Below are 23637 nucleotides of genomic sequence, written 5' to 3'. Positions count from 1 at the left end.
GGAACCGGGGCGCATACACTCGGAAGAGCGGTAGACATTCGATGTAACACGTCGAGGAATCGGTTCTTGGTCGTGAATGCTTTGTTGAAAGCTGGGTTCAAGCGAGTCGGGATAGCGAATACATTCGTTCACGCGGATGATTCCGAATTTCACGATCAAGAAGTTTTGTGGCTATATTAATTAAAAAGCACGGGAGAAATTTAGAAGTGTGTATGTGGTAGGATTCTCCCGTGCGAGGATCGGCGTTTGTTGAACCAAATAACTTGGTTTATGAGGCTACAAATTTACTCAATTAGTAGAAAAGTTGAAATGAAAAAAAAACTAATTATATGCTGTGTCGTTTGTTTGGCACTTGGGTTCTTTCTCGGGCGTTGGTCTACAGAAGTGAAAGAAATTATTCGTTACGTGGAGGGGAAAACAATCCGGGACACGATAACTCGATTTGTTCCGGATACGGTTTATCTAACCGGAGAATTAAAGTACAAGTATGTGTATGTTCCGGATACGATATATAGAGATGTACCCATCATCGAGCGAGAGGAAAGTATCGCAGAAACAATTCGGGACTGGAACCGGGTTAGAGAATACAATAAACTACTTTTCGACAACGAATCTGGCAAACTATCTATCGCACTCTCTGTGCAGTATAACGAATTGCAAAAACTATCCTATTCCTTTACCCCAATGCACAAGGAGAACACGATAATAAAGAAAAGAGTGTTTGAACCTTTTGTTTCGGCTTCTGTCTTGGATTTGCACACTTTTAGCGTCGGGGGTGGGTTCTTCTACCATGATATAGGTTTCAGGGCAGAATGGACATCAAATGGCTTAACTATCGGAGTCCTATATAAATTTTAGTTTTTAAATAAAATATATGCTAGTATTTTATTTATAAGTATTACACATATTTTATTATATGAGTACAAACGTATTTGTATTATATTGTTGTTATATAGAACTTTGATTGATTTATGTGTTAAATATACAACACGATGGATTTTTCTTTAAGTAAATATTAAGAAAAATAGGAACAAATGAGGAACAATTTGTTTGAATGTTTGTTTTTATTTTTGTCTAATTAAATTATTAAAATAGATATGAAAAAATTATTATTGTTGTTGGGAACGTTCTTGTTTTTTTTCTACGGGTGTGTGAATGAGCATGAGGAGATGCTTGTTGATGAAGTACAGCAGACTCTTGCGAGTGAATTATCTAGAGCTGGAGGAGACCAAGTCTATGATTTTTTAGGATATGGATATGATGCTACAGGAGAATATTTTACTGAAGGGTCAACAAGATTCCAAGTTATAGATGTAGTTTCTTTTCAGCAAGAGAATTCTGGACGTGTAGTTAGTAATACATCTAAGGTTGTCAAAGGAGAGGTTATTAGTGGAGAAAATGCAGAAGATTATACAAGAGAATTGTCTATTAGTACTAATGTAGGTATTGGAATAAGATTGTTTGGTGGGTCTGTGAAGAATTCTTTTAAACAAACAGTAGATTATTCCTCAAAATATGCAATAGCGAGTTATAATTGGATGATTCAGCATAAAAGAGTTGCATTGAATGCCGATGCGGAGTTTCTGCAAAATTATTTGACTAACGAATTTCGGGAAGATTTAGAAACTAAAGATGCTTCTTATATTATTTCGAGATATGGAACACATATCTTGACGAATATAATCCTTGGCGGAAGATTGGAAATAATGTATAGATCATCAATGGTAGATGAAAAAAGAAAATCTATTGCTTCTGCGGGGGTGACGGCTAGTTACGCAAAAATATTTAATGCGGGAACAGACATTGATTATAATATGGATTTAGCTTTAAAGAATTCGGAACAAAAGCTAACTTATCGAATGATAGGCGGGGAGCCTACAACAAGTTCTCCCGCAACTTTAGAGATAACTTCTGGTATTTATCCTCGAATTGATATATCCGAGTGGATAAACAGTTGTACGCCTCAACGAATGAATTTTATTGGTGCAGCACCTGGAAGTCTAATTCCTATATATGAATTAGTTAAAGATCAAGCCAAGAGAACAAAGCTGCAATTAGCATATAATAATTATATATCAAACAATACATTAGAAATGCCAAATCATGGAACTCCATTTTATCGATATTATCATAATGGTATTGGAGATCATTTTTATTGTAGGGCAGGATCTGGGTATAGTAGTCAAGGATATTCTTTTGAAAGAATAGAATGTTATATATATACTTATCAGGCAAATGGGACTGTTCCATTATATCGATATTATGATGGTAGAAATCACCATTACACAATTGATTGGCTAGGTACAGTTTGGGGAGGAAAGTATAAATTTGAGAGGATAGAATGTTATGTGTATCCAACACAAGTGGAAGGTACTGTACCCATCTTTCATTATTACAATGGGAAAGATCATTTTTACACAAGAGAATGGTCAGGGGAAAGTTGTCAAGGATATAATCACCAAAGAATTGAATTTTATGCATATCCTGGTGAGGCATATGGAATATATTTTGAATGATTTTGAAGTTGATGAAATATGATTGTTGAAATGCGTCTAAGGAAGTGTATAAAGGGTATTAGCAAGTTAGGGGCGGATTAGAAAATAGAAGAGTCGAGATTATTTATCCCGACTCTTGATTTTTATAAATTGTACGGATCCGGGAAATGATTCCGGATTTTATCAGATCTTTTTCCGTGGTGTTTTCTTATATAATGATATGTGCTTTCTATGTCAGAATGTCTTAGATGATCCATTAGGTCTTTGAATGTGATTCCTGCATCCAATAAGGCGCCCGCTCCGGTATGCTTAAAACTATATAGTTTGTATTCCCGACTTAATTTTAAATCATCACGAAATTTATTGAACCGGTTTCTCATAGTGTTTTTTCCTAACGATTCGAGACCGGGTATCCCATGGCGTCCAAATATATATAGGTCTTTATCAAAACTTTGTAATTGGTACATTTTTAATAAGTTGAATAATTGTTTCGGAATATCGATGACGTCTTGTCTGGAAGATTTGCTATCTAATATGTTGATCGTGATACTTCTTGCGGAAAAGTTTATGTACTTTATTTTCAAAAGACGTAATTCCGTTCCAGGACGTATTGCGCAATAATACTGAATCATACAGAACAAGTAGAGTTGTGGATCATTTTTTTGAATTGTGGAAAGTAATTTTTTCAAATCGTCTGCTTCGATTGGCCGAGGGGCATTGTCTACTTTTTTGCGCACGTTTGGAATGTCATGTACCGGATTTTTTAGAATGTAGTGTTTGGTGATCAAGAAATCAAAGAAGGCTTTTATTTTTATCTTGTAAGTATTTACCGTGACTTTATCTAAGTCTTGGTCGTTTATTATGTAGTTGAAAAAATCTAAAATGATGGTATTATTGAGCATAGTAATATCGTATTCACCATAATTTTTTTTCTCTAGCCATTGCGTGAATATACGCATTTTACTTTGGTAAGAAGAGTAGGTTTTATCCTTCAATTGGGGTTTCTTGAAAAGGAGAAATTCGGACGTTAGTTTGCGAACGCAATTATTGTTTTGTTTGATATATCCGAATCGTTCGGATTCATTTTTGTATTGTATTTGGTCTTCGTAGATGTTGTCCGGATCCGTCCATGGGGTCCAGCCGTTCTTTAATAACTCCGTGTATTCTTCTATTAACTTTTGGCCATGTTCACGCTTTTGTTCATAGGTGAGCAATTCTTTGAAGCCTCGCCGAATTTTTTGTCTTTCCATGCGACCGGTTTTAGGATTGCGCACGGAGAAGTAAACATACCATTCCTTTCCTTCGCTAAGCTTTGGTCTTTTTGCTATTATTTCTCGTTGTTTCATATTGCTTTGTTTTTAAATTCCCCAACTTAAAAATCAGAGTCTATGAATCAACTGTCCATCGTGTCCGCAATCTGTCCGTTGAAAATCGTGTAATTTACTTGAGTATAGTATTTTACGTGGATAGAGATTACAAAGAACTTTTTTAAAGAGAAAAATGTCCGTTGTAATCTCTTGATTTTCAATTCTTTTAAAGAACTTCGTGGAGCAGCGGGGAATCGAACCCCGGTCCAAACACGGAATCAATATGCTTTCTACATGCTTAGCTTTTTGTTGGTTTTCGAATATAGCCCGGAAAAAAGCACCCAAACTATACCTTAGCTTCTAAAGTTTCATCAGCGTCGCGAAGCAAGACGTTGACTAACCTCGTATTGCCTGCACCCCGGATGCTGGTTGGCACAAGGTGGGACCGCCAGCGGGATGTCCTGTCTCCACTACCTTGAGCGGAGATTAAGCCTCAATCTACTGTGATTCGATTAGGCAGCAAGAGCGTAATTTCTTTCGCCAATTAAAATTTTGCGTCCGGGATTAACGGGCCGGCTTCACTACGCCCGACATGCTTACATACCTATTCATCATGCTGTCAAATCCACGTCTGCCCCTTCGGTATGCAGGTACAAAGATAGGAAATAATTGAAAATTGAAAGTTGAAAATTGAAAATAATTTCTTTCCGACGATCACTAAATCATAAATCGTAAATCATGAATCATAAATTCCTTACTCCGTCAAGTGTTCCACGAGGATTTTGATACCGATGGCGATGAGGATGATGCCACCGAGAAGTTCGACGTTGATGCCTTTGATCTTGCCGAAACGATATCCGCAGATAACCCCAAGCAAAGAAAGGGTGAAGGTGACAAGGGCGATTATGAAAGCGGGGAAATAAATACTTGTTTTCAGGAATGCCATACTGACGCCGACAGCTAGCGCATCAATGCTGGTGGCAATGCCAAGGGTGATAAGAGTTTTGTTGGAAAAAGACGAGATGGTTGTTTCCTCTTCCTCGAATGATTCGTAAATCATTTTGCCTCCCAGAAAACCAAGCAATACAAAGGCAATCCAATGGTCGAAAGAGGTGATGTACGAGCTGAAGCTAACCCCGAGCAACCAACCGAGTAAGGTCATGCCTCCTTGAAATATTCCCATGGTGAAGGCAAGGCGTAATGATTGATTCATGCGAAACGGTTGCATAACGATCCCCCCGCTGATACTTACAGCGAGGCTATCCATTGCCAACCCTAAGGCGATCATTAATACGGAGATAATACCCATGCATGAAATTTTTGACAAAAGTATAAAAATGATGGCGAAATTAAGCGCAAAAAATGTAACTTTGTAGATAAGGAGAGTTTATTTATAATAAGAATAGATATGAATTTGCAGACGAAGGTTAATATTACGGCACCCGATTTTATGATAGATTACAGTTCCAAATTGATGATGTTGGGATCGTGTTTCGCGGAGAATATGGGAGGTAAGTTTTCATATTACAAATTTGATGTTGATGTGAATCCTTGCGGGATTGTTTATAATCCGCGATCGGTAGCTAACGTGCTCCGTTTGATCGTGGAGGGGAAGAAATTCGGGAAGGAAGATTTGATGCAGGTCGGGGATAAGTGGGTGAGTTTGTTCCACCACGGGGCTTTTTCTTCGACAGATCAAGAGGAGTGTCTGGATAAGATTAACCGTCGGTTGGCTCGTGCCACTGAAGAGATTCGCTCCGTGGATTTACTGGTGATCACGTGGGGAACGGCATGGGTATACCGACACACGGGAAAAGACGTGGTCGTATCGAATTGTCACAAGATCCCCTCGCAGGATTTCGAGCGTTATCGGTTGAACGTGGAAGAGATCGTGAAAGAGTACACGGAATTGATCGGGAGTTTGCAGAAGGTGAATCCCGGAATGCGGGTATTGTTTACCGTGAGTCCTATTCGGCACTGGAAAGATGGGGCGCATGGAAACCAGTTGAGTAAAGCAACCTTATTGTTGGCAATCGACCAATTGCGGGAAAAGCTGAATAACGTGTATTATTTCCCGGCTTACGAGATCGTGCTGGACGAGTTGAGGGACTACCGATTCTACGCGGATGATATGTTGCATATGTCCAGCCTCACGATTGACTATACTTGGGAGAGATTCCTGTATAGCTTTATCAGTCCGGAGGTGTTGGGACTGATGAACCGGATTGGAAGAATAAACAAGGCGGTAGCTCATCGACCTTTTGATCCGGCGTCAAATGATTATCAACGTTTGGTAAAGAATTTACTAACGGAAATTGTAGCGATTTCCCGTTCTTTCCCGTCAATTGATTTTAGTGAAGAAGAAAGAAAGCTGAAAGATTCGGTAAGCAAGTGATGATTATCCGTGTTTCATGGCACTTGGGTACGTGGATGGTAGCTGTGATTTAGAGAGAGGGCATTAGTTCTTGCGGTGTCAGCGGAATCGTGTCTTGTTCCACCACGGGATCGAGTTCTTTCAAATAGATCACGGTCTTCACGGGATAAGCCCCGGCATATTTCTTACGAATACGTTTTAATGCGGGGATAGTCTCGATGCGGGTACGGAAGTTGCCGACACGGATTTTAAAGTCGGGATCCGTGTATTGCAGATAGGCACGAATATCCGGAAATTCTTCCTCGAATCGTTGCGTGTAACTTTTCAACGTGTCGATGTTGGTATTATAAGAACTGACAGATAATATTTGGATACGATAGCCTTGGAAAGCCTGTTCCTTCCTGTTGACGGAAAGATTCAGTTTCATTAGCTGTTCGATTTTCGGGTCCCCGTGGAGCGTAACTTTCCCGCCCGTGATAGAGTCTGCTTGAGAGAGTTGTTTGAAAAAGTCTACATCCGGTTTCACCGCGGGTATAGTGTCTGTCTGTGCCCAAGTTTGATGGGTAATGAATAATATTAAAATAACAAGTATTGATTTCATGAATAAATGTCTATCGTGATACAACTAATTCGACTTCAATCGACAAAGATAGTATAAATTGTCTTTTTGTGGTAGAAAAATAGATAAATAACACTATTTTTGTAGCCGTGAATATGAAACATTCTACATGAATAAAATAGGAAAAGATGAATCAAGTAACAGATCAACAAATCATTGAAATATTGAGAAGAGAGGCCGTTCCGGCCTTGGGGTGTACCGAGCCAGTAGCCTGTGCTCTGGCTTGTGCAAAATGTAAAGAGGTATTGGGAGGCGTGCCCGAGCATTTGGATGTACTGGTTAGTGGCAATATTTATAAAAACGGCATGGGTGTCGGGATTCCCGGAACCGGAATGGTAGGTCTTCCTATCGCCGCTGCTTTGGGAGCGGTTTGCGGGAAGTCCGAGTACGGTCTGGAAGTATTGAAGGACGTGAACGTGGGGGATAACCTACAACGTGCCAAGGATTTGTTAAGTCATGTTACGGTTTCTCTGAAAATGGATGCCCCGGATAAATTGTACGCCGAGGCATTGGCATCCAAGGGAAATGATAAGGTGAAAGTGATTATCGCTCACACGCACACGAATATCATCCTAGTGGAAAAGAACGGCGAGGAACTTTTCAAGAGAGAATTTAAGTTAGATACGACAAAGAAAGAAGATAAAGGTCCGGAATTAAGCGTGAAACGTATTTGGGATTTCGTGCACGAGGTAGACGTGAAAGATATCGAGTTTGTTTTGCAAGGAGCCGAGATGAACAAGGCCATTTCTGCCGAGGGGTTACAATCCGAGTACGGTTTGCAAATTGGCAAGACGCTGAAAGAGAATATAGACAAAGGATTATTGGAGGACGATTTGTTGAACCGCACATTGATTCGCGCGACGGCAGCGTCGGATGCCCGTATGGATGGGTGCCCGAAACCGGTTATGACAAATTCCGGTAGCGGTAATCAGGGGATCACGGTGTATTTGCCCGTGGTGGTGGCTGCCGAAAAGTTCGGGGCTTCACGCGAGCAGTTGGCTCGCGCCTTGGCATTGAGCAACCTGATCGCGGTGCATATCCACCATTACATGGGACATCTTTCTGCTCTTTGCGGGATTTTGATTGCCGGTACGGGAGCTGCTTCGGCTATCACTTACTTGATGGGCGGTACTTACGAGAATATGGTCAACACGATCAAAACGATGTGTTCCAACTTGACCGGAATGATGTGTGACGGAGCTAAACAGGGATGTGCCTTGAAAGTTTATTCCGGGGTATCTGCTGCCGTACAGGCGGCTCTGTTATCCATGAACGGTATAAAAACAAATAATGACGGGATAGTAGAAGAGGATATCGAGCGAACCATTCGTAACGTGGGATTGATTGGAACCAAGGGAATGGAGGAGACGGATAAGACGATCCTGAACATCATGTGCAACAAGGAAACAAAATAGTTTTTGAATTTGAACCCGTACGTGAATATACACACGCATCATGTCGGTGAAGGAATCAATGTCTTGGATATTGGAGAGGGAAAAGCGTGGATTGAAGACGAGAAAAGACGGGTGATAGAAGAGGGGCAGGAAGTTTTTTACTCGGTAGGTGTTCATCCGATGAGGCTTGGGGAAATTGGAGAGGATGCTTTGACGTGTGTAAATGACATGCTTTGCACGGGGAGAGTTATCGCGATCGGAGAGTGCGGTTTGGACCGTCGCTCTCCGGTTTGTATAGAGGAACAGGAACGGGTGTTGGAAAGACAGGTTGAATTGGGCGAAAAGTTTCGGAAACCTCTGATTATTCATTGTGTAAAGGCGTATTCCGAGTTGATAGCTATTCGGAAAAAGATGAAATCTTCAATCCCGTGGATTATTCACGGGTATAATAATAACGAACAGATATTGCGACAATTGTTGGAACACGGGTTTTATATTTCCGCGGGGACGGCACTTTTAAATGACCGCTCCAACGCTTTTCATTTGCTACGACATGTTCCTTTGAACAGGTTGTTTTTGGAGAATGATGACAAGACGGTGGGGATTGATGTTATTTACAGCGCGGCATCCGGTATACTGGGACTTACCGCGGAGGAATTGAAGAGGGTGACGAGGGAAAATTTAAAGAATGTTTTTGCGATATAATTATGGATTGGCTGAGTAGAACGGAATTGCTCTTGGGGCAGGAGCGGTTGGGACAGTTGAAAAACGCACACGTGTTGGTTGCCGGGTTGGGTGGTGTAGGGGCGTATGCTGCCGAGCAATTGTGTCGGGCAGGGATAGGCGAGTTGACGATTATTGACGGTGATCGTGTAGACGTGACGAATAAAAATCGGCAGTTGCCGGCATTGGACAGTAATATCGGGAAGGCGAAAGCGGAAATCATGGCTGCCCGATTCCGGGATATCAATCCGGATATCCGGCTTCACGTGATCAATGATTTTATCAAAGACGAGCGAATGATCGAGATATTGGAGATGGCGAAGTATGATTACGTGGTAGATGCGATAGACACGTTAGCTCCCAAGATTTTCCTGATTTACCATAGTCTGCAAAAGGGATATCGTATTGTGAGTTCCATGGGTGCCGGGGGAAAAATGGACCCGACGCAGGTATGTATTGCCGATATTTCCAAATCTTATAATTGTAATCTTGCCCGTATGCTTCGCAAAAGGCTTCATAAACTGGGTGTCTACAAGGGGGTGAAGGTCGTGTTCTCGCCCGAGGAAGTTGCTCCGGAAGCTATTGTGTTGAGCGAGAGTGAGAATAAGAAATCGAACGTGGGAACGATTTCTTACATGCCGCCCGTGTTCGGGTGTTTTTGTGCTTCGGTGGTTATCCGTGATTTGGCGGAGCCTGTTTCTAGTGAAGACCTAAAGAAGAACTAGTGAAGTCCTAGGGAGATCATTCCCCGGTGGCGGTGTTTATGTGCTTTTAGCGCATACTTTCTATATCTGAGATTATAGGATCTTCACAGGATAACCGGAGCAAGAACGGAGGAAGGGTATGATTACCCTAGGACTTCGGTATTATTATAGTGGGTCTTGGGTATTAAGCCGCATAGAGGTGTGTCTGTGAATGGCGATGAAATAATCAAAATTAATAAAAATAACAATTTACTTGTAATTGATGTAATTAATGTATACGTTTGTAAGGGATGAATGCTGACTTTAAATGATGATAATAGACTGCAATCTATTTTTCAAGAACGATTTTATGGGAGGCGTGCGTTTTTAAAATGTGTTACTAAAAATTTTAACTATGAACTATCGAACTATTGGCTTGATCGCTCGTTACGAGGCGAAGGCCATCACGAGGGAATGGAGTTTCAAGGTTGTCACGGTATTGAGTGTATTGATTGTGGCCTTTCTTCACGTTATCACGCAAAGTAGTATCAAAGAACCGGAATGGATAGCGATATCCTTGCCTTCCGCGATTCCTTTTGCCAATGCTTATCTGGTAAATATCCTGCAAATCATTATCGCTATTTTCTGGGCGGGTAATTTTCTGCGGGAAGACAAATACGTGGATGCTAATTCATCTGTTTCGGCACGACCGTTTTCTAACATGGAGTTATTGCTCGGGAAAACGTTGGGTTTTATACTTGTTATTTTGTGTCTGGATATTTTGTTGGGGATCATCGCCTTGTCTATTCATTTATTGGCAAGTGATTCTCCTTTTGTTTTTTCTCCTTATGTATTTTACTTTTTAACCATAACTTGTCCGATTTTATTTTTTATCACGGGATTCACGATATGCGTGAAAGGAATAGCGCGTAATTTTGCACTGGCTTGCGTCCTGTTGCTTGCTTTTCTTTATTTTGGCGTATTTTTCGGTAAAGGAGTGCTTTACGGTGCTTTCGATATTTTAGCCTTGGGGATGCCCAATGCTTTCTCGGATGTCACGGGATTTGCCGATTCGAGTTGTTTTCTGTTGCAGCGGTTCTCGTTTCTCGCTTGGGGATGCGGGTTAATTATTCTGGGAATAACTTTTATCTGTCGAATATCCAATAGTGCCAAGGCTAATTTCGCTACCGGGAAGTTCGGAATATTATTACTTGTGGTGGGGTTCGTTGTTTCGGGCTTTTATGTGGGTAAATATGTTCAAAGGGATAAAGAACGTGAGGTTGTTCGGGATGTATTCGTGAAATACCAGAATTTACCCAAGGTTAATGTCTTGGAGCATGATATAAATTTCAAACAAGAGGGATATGCTTACCTTGCCTCCAGTAAATTGAAAGTGTATAACCCGTACGAGCGGAAAATAGACTCTGTCGTGTTGTACTTGAATCCGGGGCTGGAGGTGTTGAAACTCGCTTCGGGTAAAGAGAATTTATCTTATCGGCGGGAGAGGCAAGTGATTGTTCTCGCGATGTCGATGCAGCCGGGAGAAACGAAAGAAATCGGGGTGGATTACCGGGGTGGTATCTCTCCAGCCGTCTGTTATGCGGAGGTGGTGAATATCGATTCTCTTGCGGCACGTTCACGTGGTTACTACATGTATAACATGGGACGTGATTATTATTATCTCCGCCCGGATTACACGTTGTTGACCCCGGAATGTTTATGGTACCCGACGAGTAAACCCACGGTGAACGTGAATGCACCTTACTTCACGGAGCGGGAATTTACTCGTTTCAAGTTGACCGTGAGTGGAGAGGATAAACGAGTACCGGTAGCCCCGGGAGAAGAGAGCAGGGAAGGTGATAATATTTGTTTTACCGGTAAATTCGGGGTGTCCGGGTTGACTCTTTGTATCGGTGATTATGTGCGAAAGGGGATTCAGTATGAAGACGTGTTCTATGAAGTTTTTCTGTTGCCGGGACACGAGTATCTTCTTTTTAAGGAGTTAGACATGGCAACACTTTTTGAACAGTGGAGTTTAGTATTTATGTTTGAAAAGAATAAAGCGTATGTATATGATAAATTGAATCTTGTCGAAACTCCGGTTCATTTTTGCGCGTATAGTAGGGATTGGAAGAGTAATAGCGAATATGTACATTCGGGAATCGTGTACCGTCCGGAAAGGGAGCCTTTATTCCGGTTGCCATTTAAACCCATGCATGACGAGAGAGAGGGTTTTAACCCCTCCGAGGAGTTTTGGAGGATGTATAGGCTTTTCTTGGATAATAATGTAATGGTGGATGTTCCGTCCGGCAATATGTTTTTGGGGCGATTCGTGAAACGTGCTCCAAGGGATTTCGTGAAAAATGTAAATGACATTTCTTCTTTGTTACAAAAAGACCATTATAGTGTACTTTCTACCGAGTTCGCGGGAATTGATCTTTTGTTCCACGAAATGCAGAAGGGATTGGGAGAGAAATTTGATAATTTTGCTGATAACTTTGCAGTCAGGTGTTTCAATGATTATAGTCTTGAAGAAATATTACGGGAGTCAAGTCGGGATATAAAATTGAATCTTGCGATACATCTTAAAGGTTATAATTTTTTAAAGACTCTTTTGTGTTCTGTTCCTTACGAGGAATTTGAAAGTTTTAATACCGATTTTATAGAAAATCACGCCTTTCAATGCTTTAGTTACGAGGAGTATTGCGAGGAGGTGAAACAACGATTTGGCATTGATTTTCTTGAGTTGACCCGGCAATTGTATTGCGAGAGAGGTTTACCCGCTTTTTATTTTAGAGATGTGCGGTTAGATGCGGTGGAAACATCGAAAGGTGAAGAGGGGCATGTGTTTAGTGTTAAAGTATGGAATAAGGGGGAACTGGATGGAATAGTTTCGATAAGTAGTTACAGGGGAAAATCACGGGATTATATTGTTCCGGCAAATGCTTGCAAAGAGATTAAATATTATAATGAATTCGGGGTGAGTGAAGGGGTTAGGATAAGTACGAACTTCGCGATGAACAATCCTTCGTTATTTTCTTTTGAAGATTTTCCTCAAGGAAGTAGGATAAGTGAGCCGATTGAAGGAATTTTTGACGCGGATACGATTGTTTTTGCTCCGGAAGCGGGAGTGTATATCGTGGATAATACAGATCCGGGGTGCCGTGTTGTCGAGGATAGGCGTGTCCTTGATAAAGTGTATGCTAAGAGTGAATCTAGTTACAAGGGTACTCGTTGGCGTGAGGCGGCTATGGGTGACTCGTACGGGGAACCGGTGAAAAGTTATTTAACGAAAAGATCAGGGGATGGTGTTTCTGCGGTTGAGTGGGAAGTGAATTTACCCGAGTCAGAGAAGTATGAATTGTTTGTTTATAATGATAATAGTGTGGATGCCGGTCTTGTAAAAAGTGGATGGCTAACGGCTCCCCGGGTGCAAACGTATCGGTTTGCTCATGCCGAAGGGGAGGAAACGATAGAATTATTACCGTTGGAAGAGGCGAATGGATGGGTTTCGATGGGGGTATATCAATTTAATGCAGGTATGGCAAAGATTAACTTGTCCGGACAGGGAGCGGATCCCAATCAATCTATCGTGGCAGATGCCGTGAAGTGGGTTAAAGTAAAATAATACTAATACTATATAACTATGAAAATAAGAATTGAACATCTTGGGAAAATATATGCCGGTGGTAAAGAGGCTTTACGTGATTTGAATTTAGAAATAGAATCCGGTATGTTTGGTTTGCTGGGACCGAACGGGGCGGGTAAAACGACTTTGATGCGCATAATGACGTTATTGCAGAATCCGACTTCCGGCACGATATTTTTTGATGATTATGATTTATCGAAAGACAGGAAAGCGATTCGTTCTATGCTGGGGTATTTGCCACAGGATTTTCGTACTTTTCAAAAGTTTCGGGCTTGGGAGTTTTTAGATTATAGTGCGGGACTTGCCGGTATTGAAAAAAAGAAACGGGGGGAGCTTGTTGACGAAATGTTGAGGAAAGTGGGACTTTACGAGGAACGTGACCGTTGGGCAAATCGCTTGTCCGGGGGTATGAAACGTCGGCTAGGCATAGCGCAAGCGATTATCGGGAATCCCAAGATTATCATTGTCGATGAACCTACAACCGGACTCGACCCGGAAGAGCGTATCCGTTTCCGGAATATTCTGTCGGATATAAGTGATAAAGATGCGACGATTATATTATCGACACATATCGTGGGGGATATTTCCAGTAGTTGCAAGAATGTTGCTTTGTTAAATCACGGGCAATTAAAGTTCATGGGTACCCCGGGGGAGATGCTCGGACAGGCGAGAGGGAAAGTTTGGGAACTGTTCGTCATGCAAGACGAGTATGAAGCGATAAAAGGGAAATATCCCGTGATCATGACGGTTCCCGAAGACGGGGGACTGAGAATCCAAATTGTGGCAGAAGAAGTTGCAGAATATGCAGACGTGAAGTCAATAGAACCGAATCTGGAACACGCTTACGTTTATTATATGGATTTCGTGTTGAAAGACAAGATGGATATGCAGGCTAAGCGTTTGTAAGTAAAAAACGAGATTCATTCCGAATCTCGTTTTTTTTGGGTAAAATCACGCCCGTAATTTCTGGGCAGTAAATTTGTCGAGTTTGCTCTCGGCGTATTCTTTGGTGACCGTGATGGAGTCGCAGTGTTGCGAGGGAATCTCGAACATCAAGTCGGTCATGATGGCTTCGCAAATGGAACGTAGTCCGCGGGCTCCCAGTTTAAATTCAATAGCCTTGTCAACAATGTATTCGAAGACATCTTCGTTGAAGTTCAACGTGATATTGTCGAGTTCGAATAGTTTGATGTATTGGCGGATGATCGCGTTTTTGGGTTCCGTGAGGATGTTCCGCAGGGCTTGGCGATCCAGTGGCTCCAAGTAAGTCAATACCGGAAGACGCCCGATGATCTCGGGAATCAACCCGAAAGACTTCAAGTCTTGCGGGGCGATGTATTGCAACATGTTGTCACGGTCGAGAAGGAAAGTTTCTTTGCTTGCCGTGAATCCTACCACTTGGGTGTTCATACGTTGGGCAATCTTTTTCTCGACACCGTCGAATGCTCCGCCACAGATGAAGAGGATATTCTTGGTGTTTACCGGGATCATCTTCTGGTCAGGGTGTTTGCGTCCGCCTTGCGGGGGTACGTTCACGATAGAACCTTCCAGTAGTTTCAATAAACCTTGTTGCACGCCTTCGCCGCTGACATCACGGGTGATGGACGGGTTGTCGCCTTTGCGGGCGATCTTGTCGATCTCGTCAATAAAGACGATACCTTTTTCTGCCGCATCCACGTCGTAGTCGGCTGCTTGCAATAAGCGTGTCAGGACGGATTCGATGTCCTCGCCCACGTATCCCGCTTCCGTCAGCACGGTGGCGTCCACGATAGTGAAAGGCACGTGCAGCATTTTGGCAATCGTGCGTGCCAGCAAGGTTTTCCCCGTTCCCGTGCGACCGACCATGATGATGTTGGACTTCTCGATCTCCACGTCGTCGTTACCGGGCTTTTGTGTCAATCGTTTATAATGGTTGTAAACAGCCACGGCAAGGTGTTTTTTCGCCTCGTCCTGACCAATCACGTATTGATCCATGAATTGTTTGATCTCTATCGGTTTCTTGACCTCGATATGATCCATGTCTAAAGGGGTGGAATGGCCTCTTTGTTCCTCTTGCACGATGTCGTACGCCTGTTGGGCACACATCTCGCAAATGAAACCGTCCATCCCGGCAATCAGAAGATCCACTTCGTCACGTGATCTTCCGCAAAACGAACATTTATCTTGCATTATTTATGATTCCGAGTTAAAACAGTGTCAATCATTCCGTATTCTTTCGCTTCCACAGCAGTCATCCAATAGTCGCGGTCTGAGTCTTTTTCCACTTTTTTCAGCGGGTTACCGGAATGATCGGCGATGATTTGGTAAAGTTCTTTTTTCAATTTCATGATTTCCCGTGCCGTGATCTCGATATCGGATGCCTGACCTTGGGCACCGCCCATCGGTTGGTGTATCATGATGCGGGAGTGTTGCAGCGCGGAACGTTTTCCTTTGGTGCCTGCCGTCATCAGCACGGCACCCATGGATGCGGCCATACCGGTACAGATGGTTGCCACGTCACATTTGATGTATTGCATCGTGTCATAGATTCCGAGTCCGTCGTACACGCTACCGCCCGGGGTGTTGAAATAGATCTGCACGTCTTTGGTTGGATCGGCTGATTCCAAAAATAACAATTGCGCCATAACGATATTTGCCACGGTGTCGTCAATCGGTACCCCGAGGAATATAATACGGTCCATCATTAATCTTGAAAAAACGTCCATGCTTGCCACGTTCAATTGGCGCTCCTCGATGATCGTCGGGGATATATAGCTGGCAGTAGCTGATTCGATACGATGTAGATTCAGGCTACTGATTCCTTTATGCTTCATGGCATATTTCTTGAATTCGTCTTGTGAAAACATAAGTCCTGTTTTTTTAGTTATTCGGCTGCTAAGTTACGAAAAAAGGGTGAGAAAAGATACACTTCGTTGGTTTTATCGCCAAACAATCTCTATCACGTGGTCAATGTCCGCGGGGATTTCTTCCAGTTGGAGCAAGATGCCTTCTTTCGTTTTCTTGTATTTTACCGGGGTTTTATCTTTGAAACGTGCAATGCTTTTGACTTTTTTACCCGTGATGGGAAGTAGGAGTTCGGTTTTGTCCAGATTAAGGATGTGAACATATAATTTATTATCTTTTTGCGTGGTTACTCCCCACGGTTGATGGGGGACAATACCTGCCCGGGTGCCGTAGAGTGTTTCGCCGTAAGTTTTCATCCATTCCCCGATTTCTTTCAAACGCGTGACCGAGCCTTCGGGAAAATCTCCGCCGGGGCGGGGGCCCACGTTCAGGAGAAGGTTGGCGTTGTTGCCGGAGGCACCGACCAGCGTGTGAATAAGTTGTTTGGTCGATTTGAAGTTCCGGTCATTGATGTTGTATCCCCACGTGTTGTTCATGGTTTCGCAGCTTTCCAACGGGAGGGTGCTGATTTCGGCATCGGCGGAGTAACCTGCCTTGTTTTGCCCGGGAAGGTCACGCTCGAACATCTGGAAGTCTTCGCCCTCGAAGGGTGCTTTGTGGTGATTGTTACCGATGAGGCACCCCGGTTGCAGGCGGTGGACTAACGTGTATTGTCTTTCCAGTTGCCAGTCTGCGTCCGGTTTGTCCCACCAGCCGTCGAACCAGATACCCCCGATAGAACCGTAGTTCGTGAGCAGTTCGGTGAGTTGGGCATCCATGAATTTCAAGTAGTCTTCCCATGTTCCGGAAGGCGTGCGCCCGGTGTTGCGCCCGGTACGTCCCCACGGGTAGTAGTCGGGACGGTGCCAGTCGATATGCGAGTAATACAGGAATAGTTTCAGCCCGTGCTTTTGGCAGGCTTCGGCGAGTTCCTTGATGACGTCCCGTTTGAACGGGGTTGCTTTCACCACGTTGTAGTCCGATTGTTTGGTGTCGAACATGGAAAAGCCGTCATGGTGCCGTGACGTGAAACAGATGTATTTCATCCCGGCGTCTTTGGCAGTGCGTACCCATTCGTCGGCGTTGAATTTGGAAGGGTAGAAGCCGTCCGCCAGTTTTTGGTATTCTTCTTCATTTAGGTTTTTGTTGGTAAGCACCCATTCCCCGTCCGCCAGCATGCTGTATATTCCCCAGTGGATGAACATACCGAATTTAGCGTCCCGGAACCATTGTCTGTTTTCCAAGTTTTCTTTCGATGGGGTATACTTCTCTTGCGCGAGGCTGAATGATGATATTCCACCTAATAATAAAAGCGTGATAATGAATATTTTTCTCATGATATGGTTTTGATTAAATTTTTCACGAAAATAGTAAATGTGTGTTTATTATCAAATATTCGGGGGTAGGATAGAATTATTTTAAAATAAATACATGAAAAAGCTTGCATATCCGAATAATAGAGATACCTTTGTTCCGAATTGAGTTGATTCCTTTGTTTTAAATCACTTTCCTAACATGTATTTGTATCGTTAAGTAGACTTTTATTCAATGCACACCTCAATCACTATTAATTAATTATTAAAATTGTACTTGATGAACATTTACATTTCAAATTTAAGCTATGGCGTTGATGACGCTGATTTAAGCACATTGTTTGCAGAATACGGAGAGATTGTATCTGCTAAAGTTATTATGGACAGAGAGTCAGGAAGATCAAGAGGCTTCGGTTTCGTTGAATTGGCTGACGATACTTTGGGACAAAAAGCGATCGACGAATTGAACGGTGCTGAATATGACGGTAAAGTGATTAACGTTAATGTGGCTAAACCGAGAGAAGAAAGATCAAACGGTGGTAACCGCGGAGGTTATAACAGAGGTGGCGGTAATCGCGGAGGTTATAATTCAAACAGAAGATATTAATATATCGATATGGTACAGAAGAGAGGCTTGGTTTTCAAGCCTCTTTTTTTGTTTTAGGTATAACCGCTTTTCTTTGATGCTCCTCTAGGGCTTCGCTATGGTTTGTCTTGACTATCTACATAGCATGAACATAGCATAAACACAGCATGAACGTAGCATGAACACTGGTGGGCGTTTTTGCTGTGACTCAGCACCGAATGGGCTTGGATTATAGTAGGGGGCATCCATCGTGATACAATGGACTTTCGATAGGTCTGCACCAAATGTGGGAGTATTTTTATATATTAATGCGATTCTGTCTGCAAAAACCTTTATATTTGTCCGTATGAATGGCGAGATTGGCGTAATAGAGAAAGTTTTTGCCGCGATTAAGAGTGGTGATCAACGGGCATTTGAACAAATGTTTCGGATGTTTTATATTCCCTTGTGTGACTATGCTGTTATGATTCTAGGAGAACAAGCTGAAGCGGAGGATGTGGTACAGGATCTTTTCATGCATATTTGGAAGAGTAGAGCGAAAATGGAAGTTCAGGAATCGGTGAAATCTTATCTTTTTACATCCGTGCGTTTCCGTGCGTTGAACGTGTTGAAGCATAAAATAGTGGAGCGGAAACACGGGGCATTGTTGACGGAGTTTATTGAAAACTTGCAATGTTCCGATTATTCGGAGGAAGAGGTACAACGTATCGAGCAAATCAAGGAGGTTTTGCAAACTTTACCCTCTCAGTGTCGGGTTGTCTTCACGATGAGTTGTCTTGACGGGAAAAAGTACAAAGAGATCGCGGAAGAATTAGGTATATCGGTTAATACCGTAAAGTCGCATATTATGAAGGCTTACCGGGATATTCGTGCTCGTGTGGGTGGAGAAAGTTCTCCTTTGTTGCTTTTTATCGCTTTACAAATCAATTGATAAATAAGTTTTTGTTTTTTTTCTGAAAAAAGTTCGTTTTTGACTCACCTTTTTTTGAATGATGGTTGTCGTATGTGAAACAAGATAGAGTTATGAACGATTTTTTTATTCATAAATGGGAACAGCTTATTTCCTTGTGGCGGGGAGATGGAGAAGATAATATTGAGGTGAGTGGTGATAATGGGGAAACGGAGAGAATGTTGCGGGAGCAATTCGAGGTCAGGCAAGCGATACGTGGCTTGGAACACTGGAGTTTTGACGTGGAACAAGGATGGCGAAAGGTACGCCCGCGCTCCCTGCGTTTGCGATTAGTGCGGCTCTCAAAATACGCGGCAATGTTGGTCGTTATTTTTTCTTTAACTTATTATTTTGTGCGTCCGGGGGATGAAAAAAAGAAGAGCGAGATGGCACAATCCGACAGGATAGAGCCGGGAAAATTGCAGGCGGAGTTACAGTTGGCAACGGGGGAACGTTTGGTGCTGGATGTACATCAGGTTCTTCATAAGCAAGAAAATAACGGGATTGAGATCGTGAATGACACGGCAAACGGGAAGGTATATTATCGAACTGTCGGTGCTGCCGTCGGCGATAGTATGAAGTTTAATACTTTGGTTGTCCCTAAGGGGGGAGAGTATTCTATGGAATTGCCTGATGGGACGGTCGTGTGGATTAATTCCGAATCTTCTTTAAGGTTCCCGGAAACTTTTGCTCGGGAATGCCGGGAGGTGTATTTGAAGGGAGAGGCCTATTTCGAGGTGAAAAAAGATAAAGACAAGCCTTTTCACGTGTATACGGAATCGGGAGATGTTCGGGTGTTGGGTACAAGTTTTAACGTGAGTGCTTATCCGGGTAACAAGTCATGGCAGACGACATTGGTCGAGGGGGCAGTGATGATTGTCCGGGGGCAGGAAAAGGTCTTGATGAAACCAAACGAACAATATGAGATTGACGAGAGAACGGGAGTGGGGGTGTTGAAGCGGGTTAGCCCGGAACTTTACACTTCGTGGCGGGATGGAAAATTTTATTTCAAGGCATATACTTTCGAAGAGTTGGTCGAACGATTGGAACGATGGTATGATTTCAAAATGTTTTACATGAATGAGAATATTAAATCACGTCGTTTCTCGGGTGTGGTGAATAAACATCAGCCGTTGCAAGAGATGTTAAAGTTTCTTGAGATGACTTCGGATGTGCGTTTTAGCGTGAAAGGGAACGTGGTGACGGCAAGTTTGGATATAAATAAGGAGAACTGATACGGGTAAAAAAGAACGAGAGATTGCGGCTCCCGTTCAGTCTTTAACCCGTGAGGATTAAATAAATAATAATGTAATTACAAATCTATGAAAAAAAATGATGATGTCGGTTTATTCTATTGGAAAAGTAGGATAAAAAAAATGTTATTGCCTATGAAGCTGATTTGTTTTTGGATTTTAGTCGGGTTGTTGCAAGTGCAGGCAACGACTTACGGACAAGCGGAAAGTGTGTCGTTCGAGAAGAAGCAATTGACGATAGATCAAGTGTTCAACACGATAATGACACAGTTGAAGTACGATATTTTTTACAGTGACGACGAGATCGACGTGACGAGGGTGGTGGAGATTCCGGCGTTAAGCGTGAACGTGGAGGAGGTTTTGCGGGTAGTGCTTGGAGAACGTTTCACGTATCGGTTTATTGGTAAAACGATCGTGATTTCTCCCAAAGCAGCGACGCCACAGGTCAAGGAAAGTGTTCGTGTCAAAGGATGGGTGTATGACGAGAAAAAGGAGGCTATGCCGGGAGTGACGGTGAAGGTTGCCGGAATACCTTTGGGGACTTCGACGAATGAGAAAGGATGGTTCGCGATCGATTTGCCGATGCAAGAGGGAAAGCTGGAATTTTCTTTCGTGGGGTATAAGACGAAGCAGATAGATTTCACGGCAAAAACGGACACGTTGCGAATCGTGATGGAGGAAGAGCAGCAACAAGTGGATGAGGTGATTGTAAACGGGTATTTTACCCAAAACAAAAATTCCTATACCGGGTCGGTAACTTCGGTAAAAGGAGAAGAGTTGTTGAAGGTGTCTTCCACGAATATTCTTAAGGCATTGGCTTTTACTGTTCCGGGTTTGCATTTGGTAGAAAATAACGAGCAGGGATCGAATCCCAATGCTATTCCTGAAATCATTATCCGGGGAACAACGGCTTTGGCGGTGAACGGGGAGTACGGGTTGAATACTCCGTTGATTATTCTCGACGGGGTAGAGATTTCGTTGGAGAATTTGTACGATTTGGATATGCAGGATATTGATAATGTCGATGTTTTGAAAGATGCTTCTGCCAAAGCGATATACGGGGATAAGGCAGCTAACGGTGTGATCGTTATTACCCGTAAACGGGTGACAGATTCGAAATTGCGGGTTCGGTATAATTTCATGCCGGATGTGCAGTTTCCGGACGTGTCTTCGTTCGATTTGTGTAACGGTTTGGAGAAGTTGGAACTTGAACGGTTGTGTGGAATATATGATTCCCCGAATGGAGAGTATGACGAGTTGTACTGGCAGCGCAGGAATGCGGTGGAACGGGGTGTACTTACCGATTGGAAATCTATTCCCTTGCGTAATAGTTGGTCGTTCGATCATTCCGTTAATATTTCCGGTCGGGGAAGTGGAGTGGATTATAATGTATCTCTTCGTTACGGGGATACCCGAGGTGTCATGAAAGGGGACTTCCGGCAACGCTACGGGATAGGTATTAATCTGGCTTATTATTATAAAGATTTTCTAACGGTTTCTTATCGTTTGGATATTAGTAAGACGGATACCAAGGATTCTCCTTACGGTACTTTTTCAGATTGGGTAATACGTAATCCTTACGAGATGCCGAAAGATGAATACGGGGATTGGGTTAAGAGTTATAATGCCAAGTTAGACCGTAATCCGTTGTATGAAGCGTCGTTGGAAAGTTTCCGGAAGTCGAAAAGTAAAACGATCACGAATAGTTTAAATATGCGGGTGGATATATTGAAAAGACTTTACGCTAGTGGTAATTTCAATTATTCATTAGGTGATGAACAGTCGGATGATTTTGTTTCTCCCGAGTCTTTCCATTTTTTGGGTAGAGATGCAGATCAGAAAGGTAGCTATACCATTGCGGGGAGAGAACGTAACAGTTGGTCGGGAAATTTGACACTTTCTTATAACTGGACTATTGATGATCAAGGTTCTTTATTAAGTTTGAATGTCGGGGGAACCATGAATAAAGACAAGTCGTACAACTTTAGTTTTGCGGGTATCGGATTTTTGAAACCTATTCTGAATGATATGGGGTTTGCTGCCGGATACGATTCAGGGGCTCCTTCCGGGGCAGAAGCAGTCAGTACCGGTGTCGGGATATATGGGAACTTGAATTTTATTTACCGGAACCGCTATTTCGCGGACGCTTCTTACCGGAGTTCTGCCAGTTCCAGCATGAGTAAGGATAATCGTTGGGCGCCCTATTGGGCAGTGGGAGCGGGTTGGAATGTCCATAATGAAAAGTTCCTCGAAGGGTCCTTTGTTAATATGTTGCGGCTAAAAGCCAGTTATGGGCTTACCGGTAGCAATACGTTGTCAACTTGGGAAACCCGTACTACTTACCGTTATATGAAGGAAAATCAGTTTATTACCGGAATCGGAGCCAAGCCTATAACGATGGCTAATGAATTTCTGAAAGCCTCGAGAACGTACGAGTGGAACATGGGTGTACAGTTTTCTCTTTTTGATGACCGCTTACAATTGGATATGAATTTCTATAATAAGAAAACCAAGGATATGCTTTTAGCGATTTCTTATCCGCCTTCCGTCGGAGTCCAAACTTTGAATAGTAATTTGGGAGAACAGGTAAACAAAGGATATGATTGGAGTTTGTCCGGTGCGATTTTGAAAACTAAAGATTTGCAATGGCGGTTAACCCTGAACGGTCAACACAATCGGGATAAAATCAAGAAAATCAGTAATTCACTGAAATACCGGAATGATGAGAATCGAGAGCAGATGGTGGATCAAGATTTGGTGAATAAAGGAATAGTCAGGGGAATGGCTCCCAAAGTTCAGTTCGAGGAGGGGGAATCATCCACCGCTATTTATGTTGTACGTTCATTGGGTATTGATCCGGCAACCGGTAAGGAGATTTTGGTAAAAAAAGACGGAACACTGACTTTTGATTATGATCCTGCCGATAAGGTGGCGATGGGAAACACGATTCCCGATTTGGAGTTGTCGTTGAGTACTTCTTTTAGCTGGAGAGGTTTTTCCGTGTTTGCCGGAATGAGTATTACTTGCGGCGGTTGGATATATAACGGGACTCGAGCATCAAAGGTTGAGCAGATTGATCCCACTCATAATGTCGATCGTCGGGCTTTTTATGAACGTTGGCATAATCCGGGTGATGTAGTGCATTATATCGGGTACGATCCCATGAGTTTTGTTTATGCCCAAAGTGAGCGGTTTTTAGAAAAAAGAAATGAGTTTTACTTGTCTTCCCTCGGAATTTATTACGAATTTAAACCGGAATGGGTAAAGCATATTTATTTGAAGCGGTTGCGTATAGGAGTGAATTTCTCGGATGTTTTGCGGCTCTCCACCGTGAAGTTTGAACGAGGAACTTCTTATCCTTATATGCGAGGATTTAATTTTACGATCAGTCCGACTTTTTAATTTGACA

Annotated in this window: 19 protein-coding genes and 1 other RNA gene; 13 read left to right on the top strand and 7 right to left on the bottom strand. The window is 42.8% G+C overall.

Translation table 11 applies throughout. The annotated features are described in order from the left end of the window. The 3 genes from Q5866_RS16325 to Q5866_RS16315 form a co-directional block, all read left to right on the top strand. Positions 1 to 180 (top strand): hypothetical protein (locus Q5866_RS16325; protein ID WP_303181348.1); only part of this gene is annotated, 180 nt, incomplete at its 5' end. Positions 181 to 309: 129 nt separating this feature from the next. Further along, positions 310 to 858 (top strand): hypothetical protein, encoded by a 549-nt coding sequence (locus tag Q5866_RS16320; protein ID WP_303181347.1) that lies wholly within the window; start codon positions 310 to 312, stop codon positions 856 to 858. A gap of 239 nt (positions 859 to 1097) precedes the next feature. Next, complete coding sequence (locus Q5866_RS16315) at positions 1098 to 2516, top strand: MAC/perforin domain-containing protein (RefSeq protein ID WP_303181346.1); 1419 nt, start codon at positions 1098 to 1100, stop codon at positions 2514 to 2516. 122 nt (positions 2517 to 2638) lie between these two features. On the opposite strand, the gene Q5866_RS16310 is transcribed toward Q5866_RS16315, so the two are convergent. The 3 genes from Q5866_RS16310 to Q5866_RS16300 form a co-directional block, all read right to left on the bottom strand. Further along, entirely contained in the window at positions 2639 to 3841 is a 1203-nt protein-coding gene (locus Q5866_RS16310; RefSeq protein WP_303181344.1) for a site-specific integrase, read from the bottom strand. 197 nt (positions 3842 to 4038) lie between these two features. After that, positions 4039 to 4440, bottom strand: a transfer-messenger RNA (tmRNA) gene (ssrA, locus tag Q5866_RS16305). 116 nt (positions 4441 to 4556) lie between these two features. Beyond that, positions 4557 to 5111 (bottom strand): manganese efflux pump MntP family protein, encoded by a 555-nt coding sequence (locus tag Q5866_RS16300; RefSeq protein ID WP_186977281.1) that lies wholly within the window; start codon positions 5109 to 5111, stop codon positions 4557 to 4559. A 99-nt stretch (positions 5112 to 5210) separates the two neighbouring features. On the opposite strand from Q5866_RS16300, the gene Q5866_RS16295 reads away from it, so the two are divergent. Continuing rightward, positions 5211 to 6197, top strand: coding sequence for a GSCFA domain-containing protein (locus Q5866_RS16295; protein WP_186977279.1), 987 nt, complete (start codon positions 5211 to 5213; stop codon positions 6195 to 6197). A 49-nt stretch (positions 6198 to 6246) separates the two neighbouring features. On the opposite strand, the gene Q5866_RS16290 is transcribed toward Q5866_RS16295, so the two are convergent. Then, entirely contained in the window at positions 6247 to 6777 is a 531-nt protein-coding gene (locus tag Q5866_RS16290; protein ID WP_303181340.1) for an SPOR domain-containing protein, read from the bottom strand. Positions 6778 to 6923: 146 nt separating this feature from the next. On the opposite strand from Q5866_RS16290, the gene Q5866_RS16285 reads away from it, so the two are divergent. The 5 genes from Q5866_RS16285 (at position 6924) to Q5866_RS16265 (ending at position 14150) form a co-directional block, all read left to right on the top strand. After that, a complete protein-coding gene (locus tag Q5866_RS16285) occupies positions 6924 to 8210 on the top strand; it encodes a serine dehydratase subunit alpha family protein (protein ID WP_227217209.1) in 1287 nt (428 codons plus the stop codon). 3 nt (positions 8211 to 8213) lie between these two features. After that, entirely contained in the window at positions 8214 to 8894 is a 681-nt protein-coding gene (locus tag Q5866_RS16280; protein ID WP_227217210.1) for a TatD family hydrolase, read from the top strand. Continuing rightward, positions 8894 to 9637 (top strand): tRNA threonylcarbamoyladenosine dehydratase, encoded by a 744-nt coding sequence (locus tag Q5866_RS16275; RefSeq protein ID WP_303181349.1) that lies wholly within the window; start codon positions 8894 to 8896, stop codon positions 9635 to 9637. The genes Q5866_RS16280 and Q5866_RS16275 overlap by 1 nt, the downstream gene beginning before the upstream one ends. 373 nt (positions 9638 to 10010) lie before the next feature. Continuing rightward, complete coding sequence (locus Q5866_RS16270) at positions 10011 to 13223, top strand: hypothetical protein (RefSeq protein ID WP_303181338.1); 3213 nt, start codon at positions 10011 to 10013, stop codon at positions 13221 to 13223. A gap of 18 nt (positions 13224 to 13241) precedes the next feature. After that, positions 13242 to 14150, top strand: coding sequence for an ABC transporter ATP-binding protein (locus Q5866_RS16265; protein WP_186977269.1), 909 nt, complete (start codon positions 13242 to 13244; stop codon positions 14148 to 14150). Positions 14151 to 14195: 45 nt separating this feature from the next. On the opposite strand, the gene clpX is transcribed toward Q5866_RS16265, so the two are convergent. The 3 genes from clpX to Q5866_RS16250 form a co-directional block, all read right to left on the bottom strand. Next, positions 14196 to 15413, bottom strand: coding sequence for an ATP-dependent Clp protease ATP-binding subunit ClpX (clpX, locus tag Q5866_RS16260; protein ID WP_099289977.1), 1218 nt, complete (start codon positions 15411 to 15413; stop codon positions 14196 to 14198). Next, positions 15413 to 16090, bottom strand: a complete 678-nt coding sequence (gene clpP, locus Q5866_RS16255; protein ID WP_099289978.1) for an ATP-dependent Clp endopeptidase proteolytic subunit ClpP — start codon at positions 16088 to 16090, stop codon at positions 15413 to 15415. The genes clpX and clpP overlap by 1 nt, the downstream gene beginning before the upstream one ends. A 72-nt stretch (positions 16091 to 16162) precedes the next feature. After that, positions 16163 to 17464, bottom strand: coding sequence for an alpha-L-fucosidase (locus tag Q5866_RS16250; protein WP_186977267.1), 1302 nt, complete (start codon positions 17462 to 17464; stop codon positions 16163 to 16165). Between the two features lie 256 nt (positions 17465 to 17720). On the opposite strand from Q5866_RS16250, the gene Q5866_RS16245 reads away from it, so the two are divergent. The 4 genes from Q5866_RS16245 to Q5866_RS16230 all read left to right on the top strand — a co-directional run bounded on the left by Q5866_RS16245 (position 17721) and on the right by Q5866_RS16230 (position 23630). Further along, entirely contained in the window at positions 17721 to 18047 is a 327-nt protein-coding gene (locus Q5866_RS16245; protein WP_099289980.1) for an RNA-binding protein, read from the top strand. A 325-nt stretch (positions 18048 to 18372) separates the two neighbouring features. Then, positions 18373 to 18957 carry an RNA polymerase sigma-70 factor gene (locus tag Q5866_RS16240; RefSeq protein ID WP_186977265.1) on the top strand — a complete coding sequence of 195 codons (585 nt, stop codon included), beginning with the start codon at positions 18373 to 18375 and terminating at the stop codon, positions 18955 to 18957. Positions 18958 to 19049: 92 nt separating this feature from the next. Next, positions 19050 to 20210, top strand: a complete 1161-nt coding sequence (locus tag Q5866_RS16235) for a FecR family protein (RefSeq protein ID WP_186977263.1) — start codon at positions 19050 to 19052, stop codon at positions 20208 to 20210. 153 nt (positions 20211 to 20363) lie between these two features. After that, a complete protein-coding gene (locus Q5866_RS16230; protein WP_227217214.1) occupies positions 20364 to 23630 on the top strand; it encodes a SusC/RagA family TonB-linked outer membrane protein in 3267 nt (1088 codons plus the stop codon). The last annotated feature ends 7 nt before the right edge of the window (positions 23631 to 23637 follow it).

The organism is uncultured Butyricimonas sp. (assembly GCF_959596855.1).
GTDB lineage: Bacteria > Bacteroidota > Bacteroidia > Bacteroidales > Marinifilaceae > Butyricimonas > Butyricimonas muris.
Note: the sequence above shows the minus strand (reverse complement) of the source record. Positions and strands in the feature narration are given on the sequence as shown.

Coding starts and splice junctions, on each gene's coding strand:
- Q5866_RS16320 (WP_303181347.1), top strand. CDS start 310: ATGAAAAAAAAACTAATTATATGCTGTGTCGTTTGTTTGGCACTTGGG.
- Q5866_RS16315 (WP_303181346.1), top strand. CDS start 1,098: ATGAAAAAATTATTATTGTTGTTGGGAACGTTCTTGTTTTTTTTCTAC.
- Q5866_RS16310 (WP_303181344.1), bottom strand. CDS start 3,841: ATGAAACAACGAGAAATAATAGCAAAAAGACCAAAGCTTAGCGAAGGA.
- Q5866_RS16300 (WP_186977281.1), bottom strand. CDS start 5,111: ATGGGTATTATCTCCGTATTAATGATCGCCTTAGGGTTGGCAATGGAT.
- Q5866_RS16295 (WP_186977279.1), top strand. CDS start 5,211: ATGAATTTGCAGACGAAGGTTAATATTACGGCACCCGATTTTATGATA.
- Q5866_RS16290 (WP_303181340.1), bottom strand. CDS start 6,777: ATGAAATCAATACTTGTTATTTTAATATTATTCATTACCCATCAAACT.
- Q5866_RS16285 (WP_227217209.1), top strand. CDS start 6,924: ATGAATCAAGTAACAGATCAACAAATCATTGAAATATTGAGAAGAGAG.
- Q5866_RS16270 (WP_303181338.1), top strand. CDS start 10,011: ATGAACTATCGAACTATTGGCTTGATCGCTCGTTACGAGGCGAAGGCC.
- Q5866_RS16265 (WP_186977269.1), top strand. CDS start 13,242: ATGAAAATAAGAATTGAACATCTTGGGAAAATATATGCCGGTGGTAAA.
- clpX (WP_099289977.1), bottom strand. CDS start 15,413: ATGCAAGATAAATGTTCGTTTTGCGGAAGATCACGTGACGAAGTGGAT.
- clpP (WP_099289978.1), bottom strand. CDS start 16,090: ATGTTTTCACAAGACGAATTCAAGAAATATGCCATGAAGCATAAAGGA.
- Q5866_RS16250 (WP_186977267.1), bottom strand. CDS start 17,464: ATGAGAAAAATATTCATTATCACGCTTTTATTATTAGGTGGAATATCA.
- Q5866_RS16245 (WP_099289980.1), top strand. CDS start 17,721: ATGAACATTTACATTTCAAATTTAAGCTATGGCGTTGATGACGCTGAT.
- Q5866_RS16240 (WP_186977265.1), top strand. CDS start 18,373: ATGAATGGCGAGATTGGCGTAATAGAGAAAGTTTTTGCCGCGATTAAG.
- Q5866_RS16235 (WP_186977263.1), top strand. CDS start 19,050: ATGAACGATTTTTTTATTCATAAATGGGAACAGCTTATTTCCTTGTGG.
- Q5866_RS16230 (WP_227217214.1), top strand. CDS start 20,364: ATGAAGCTGATTTGTTTTTGGATTTTAGTCGGGTTGTTGCAAGTGCAG.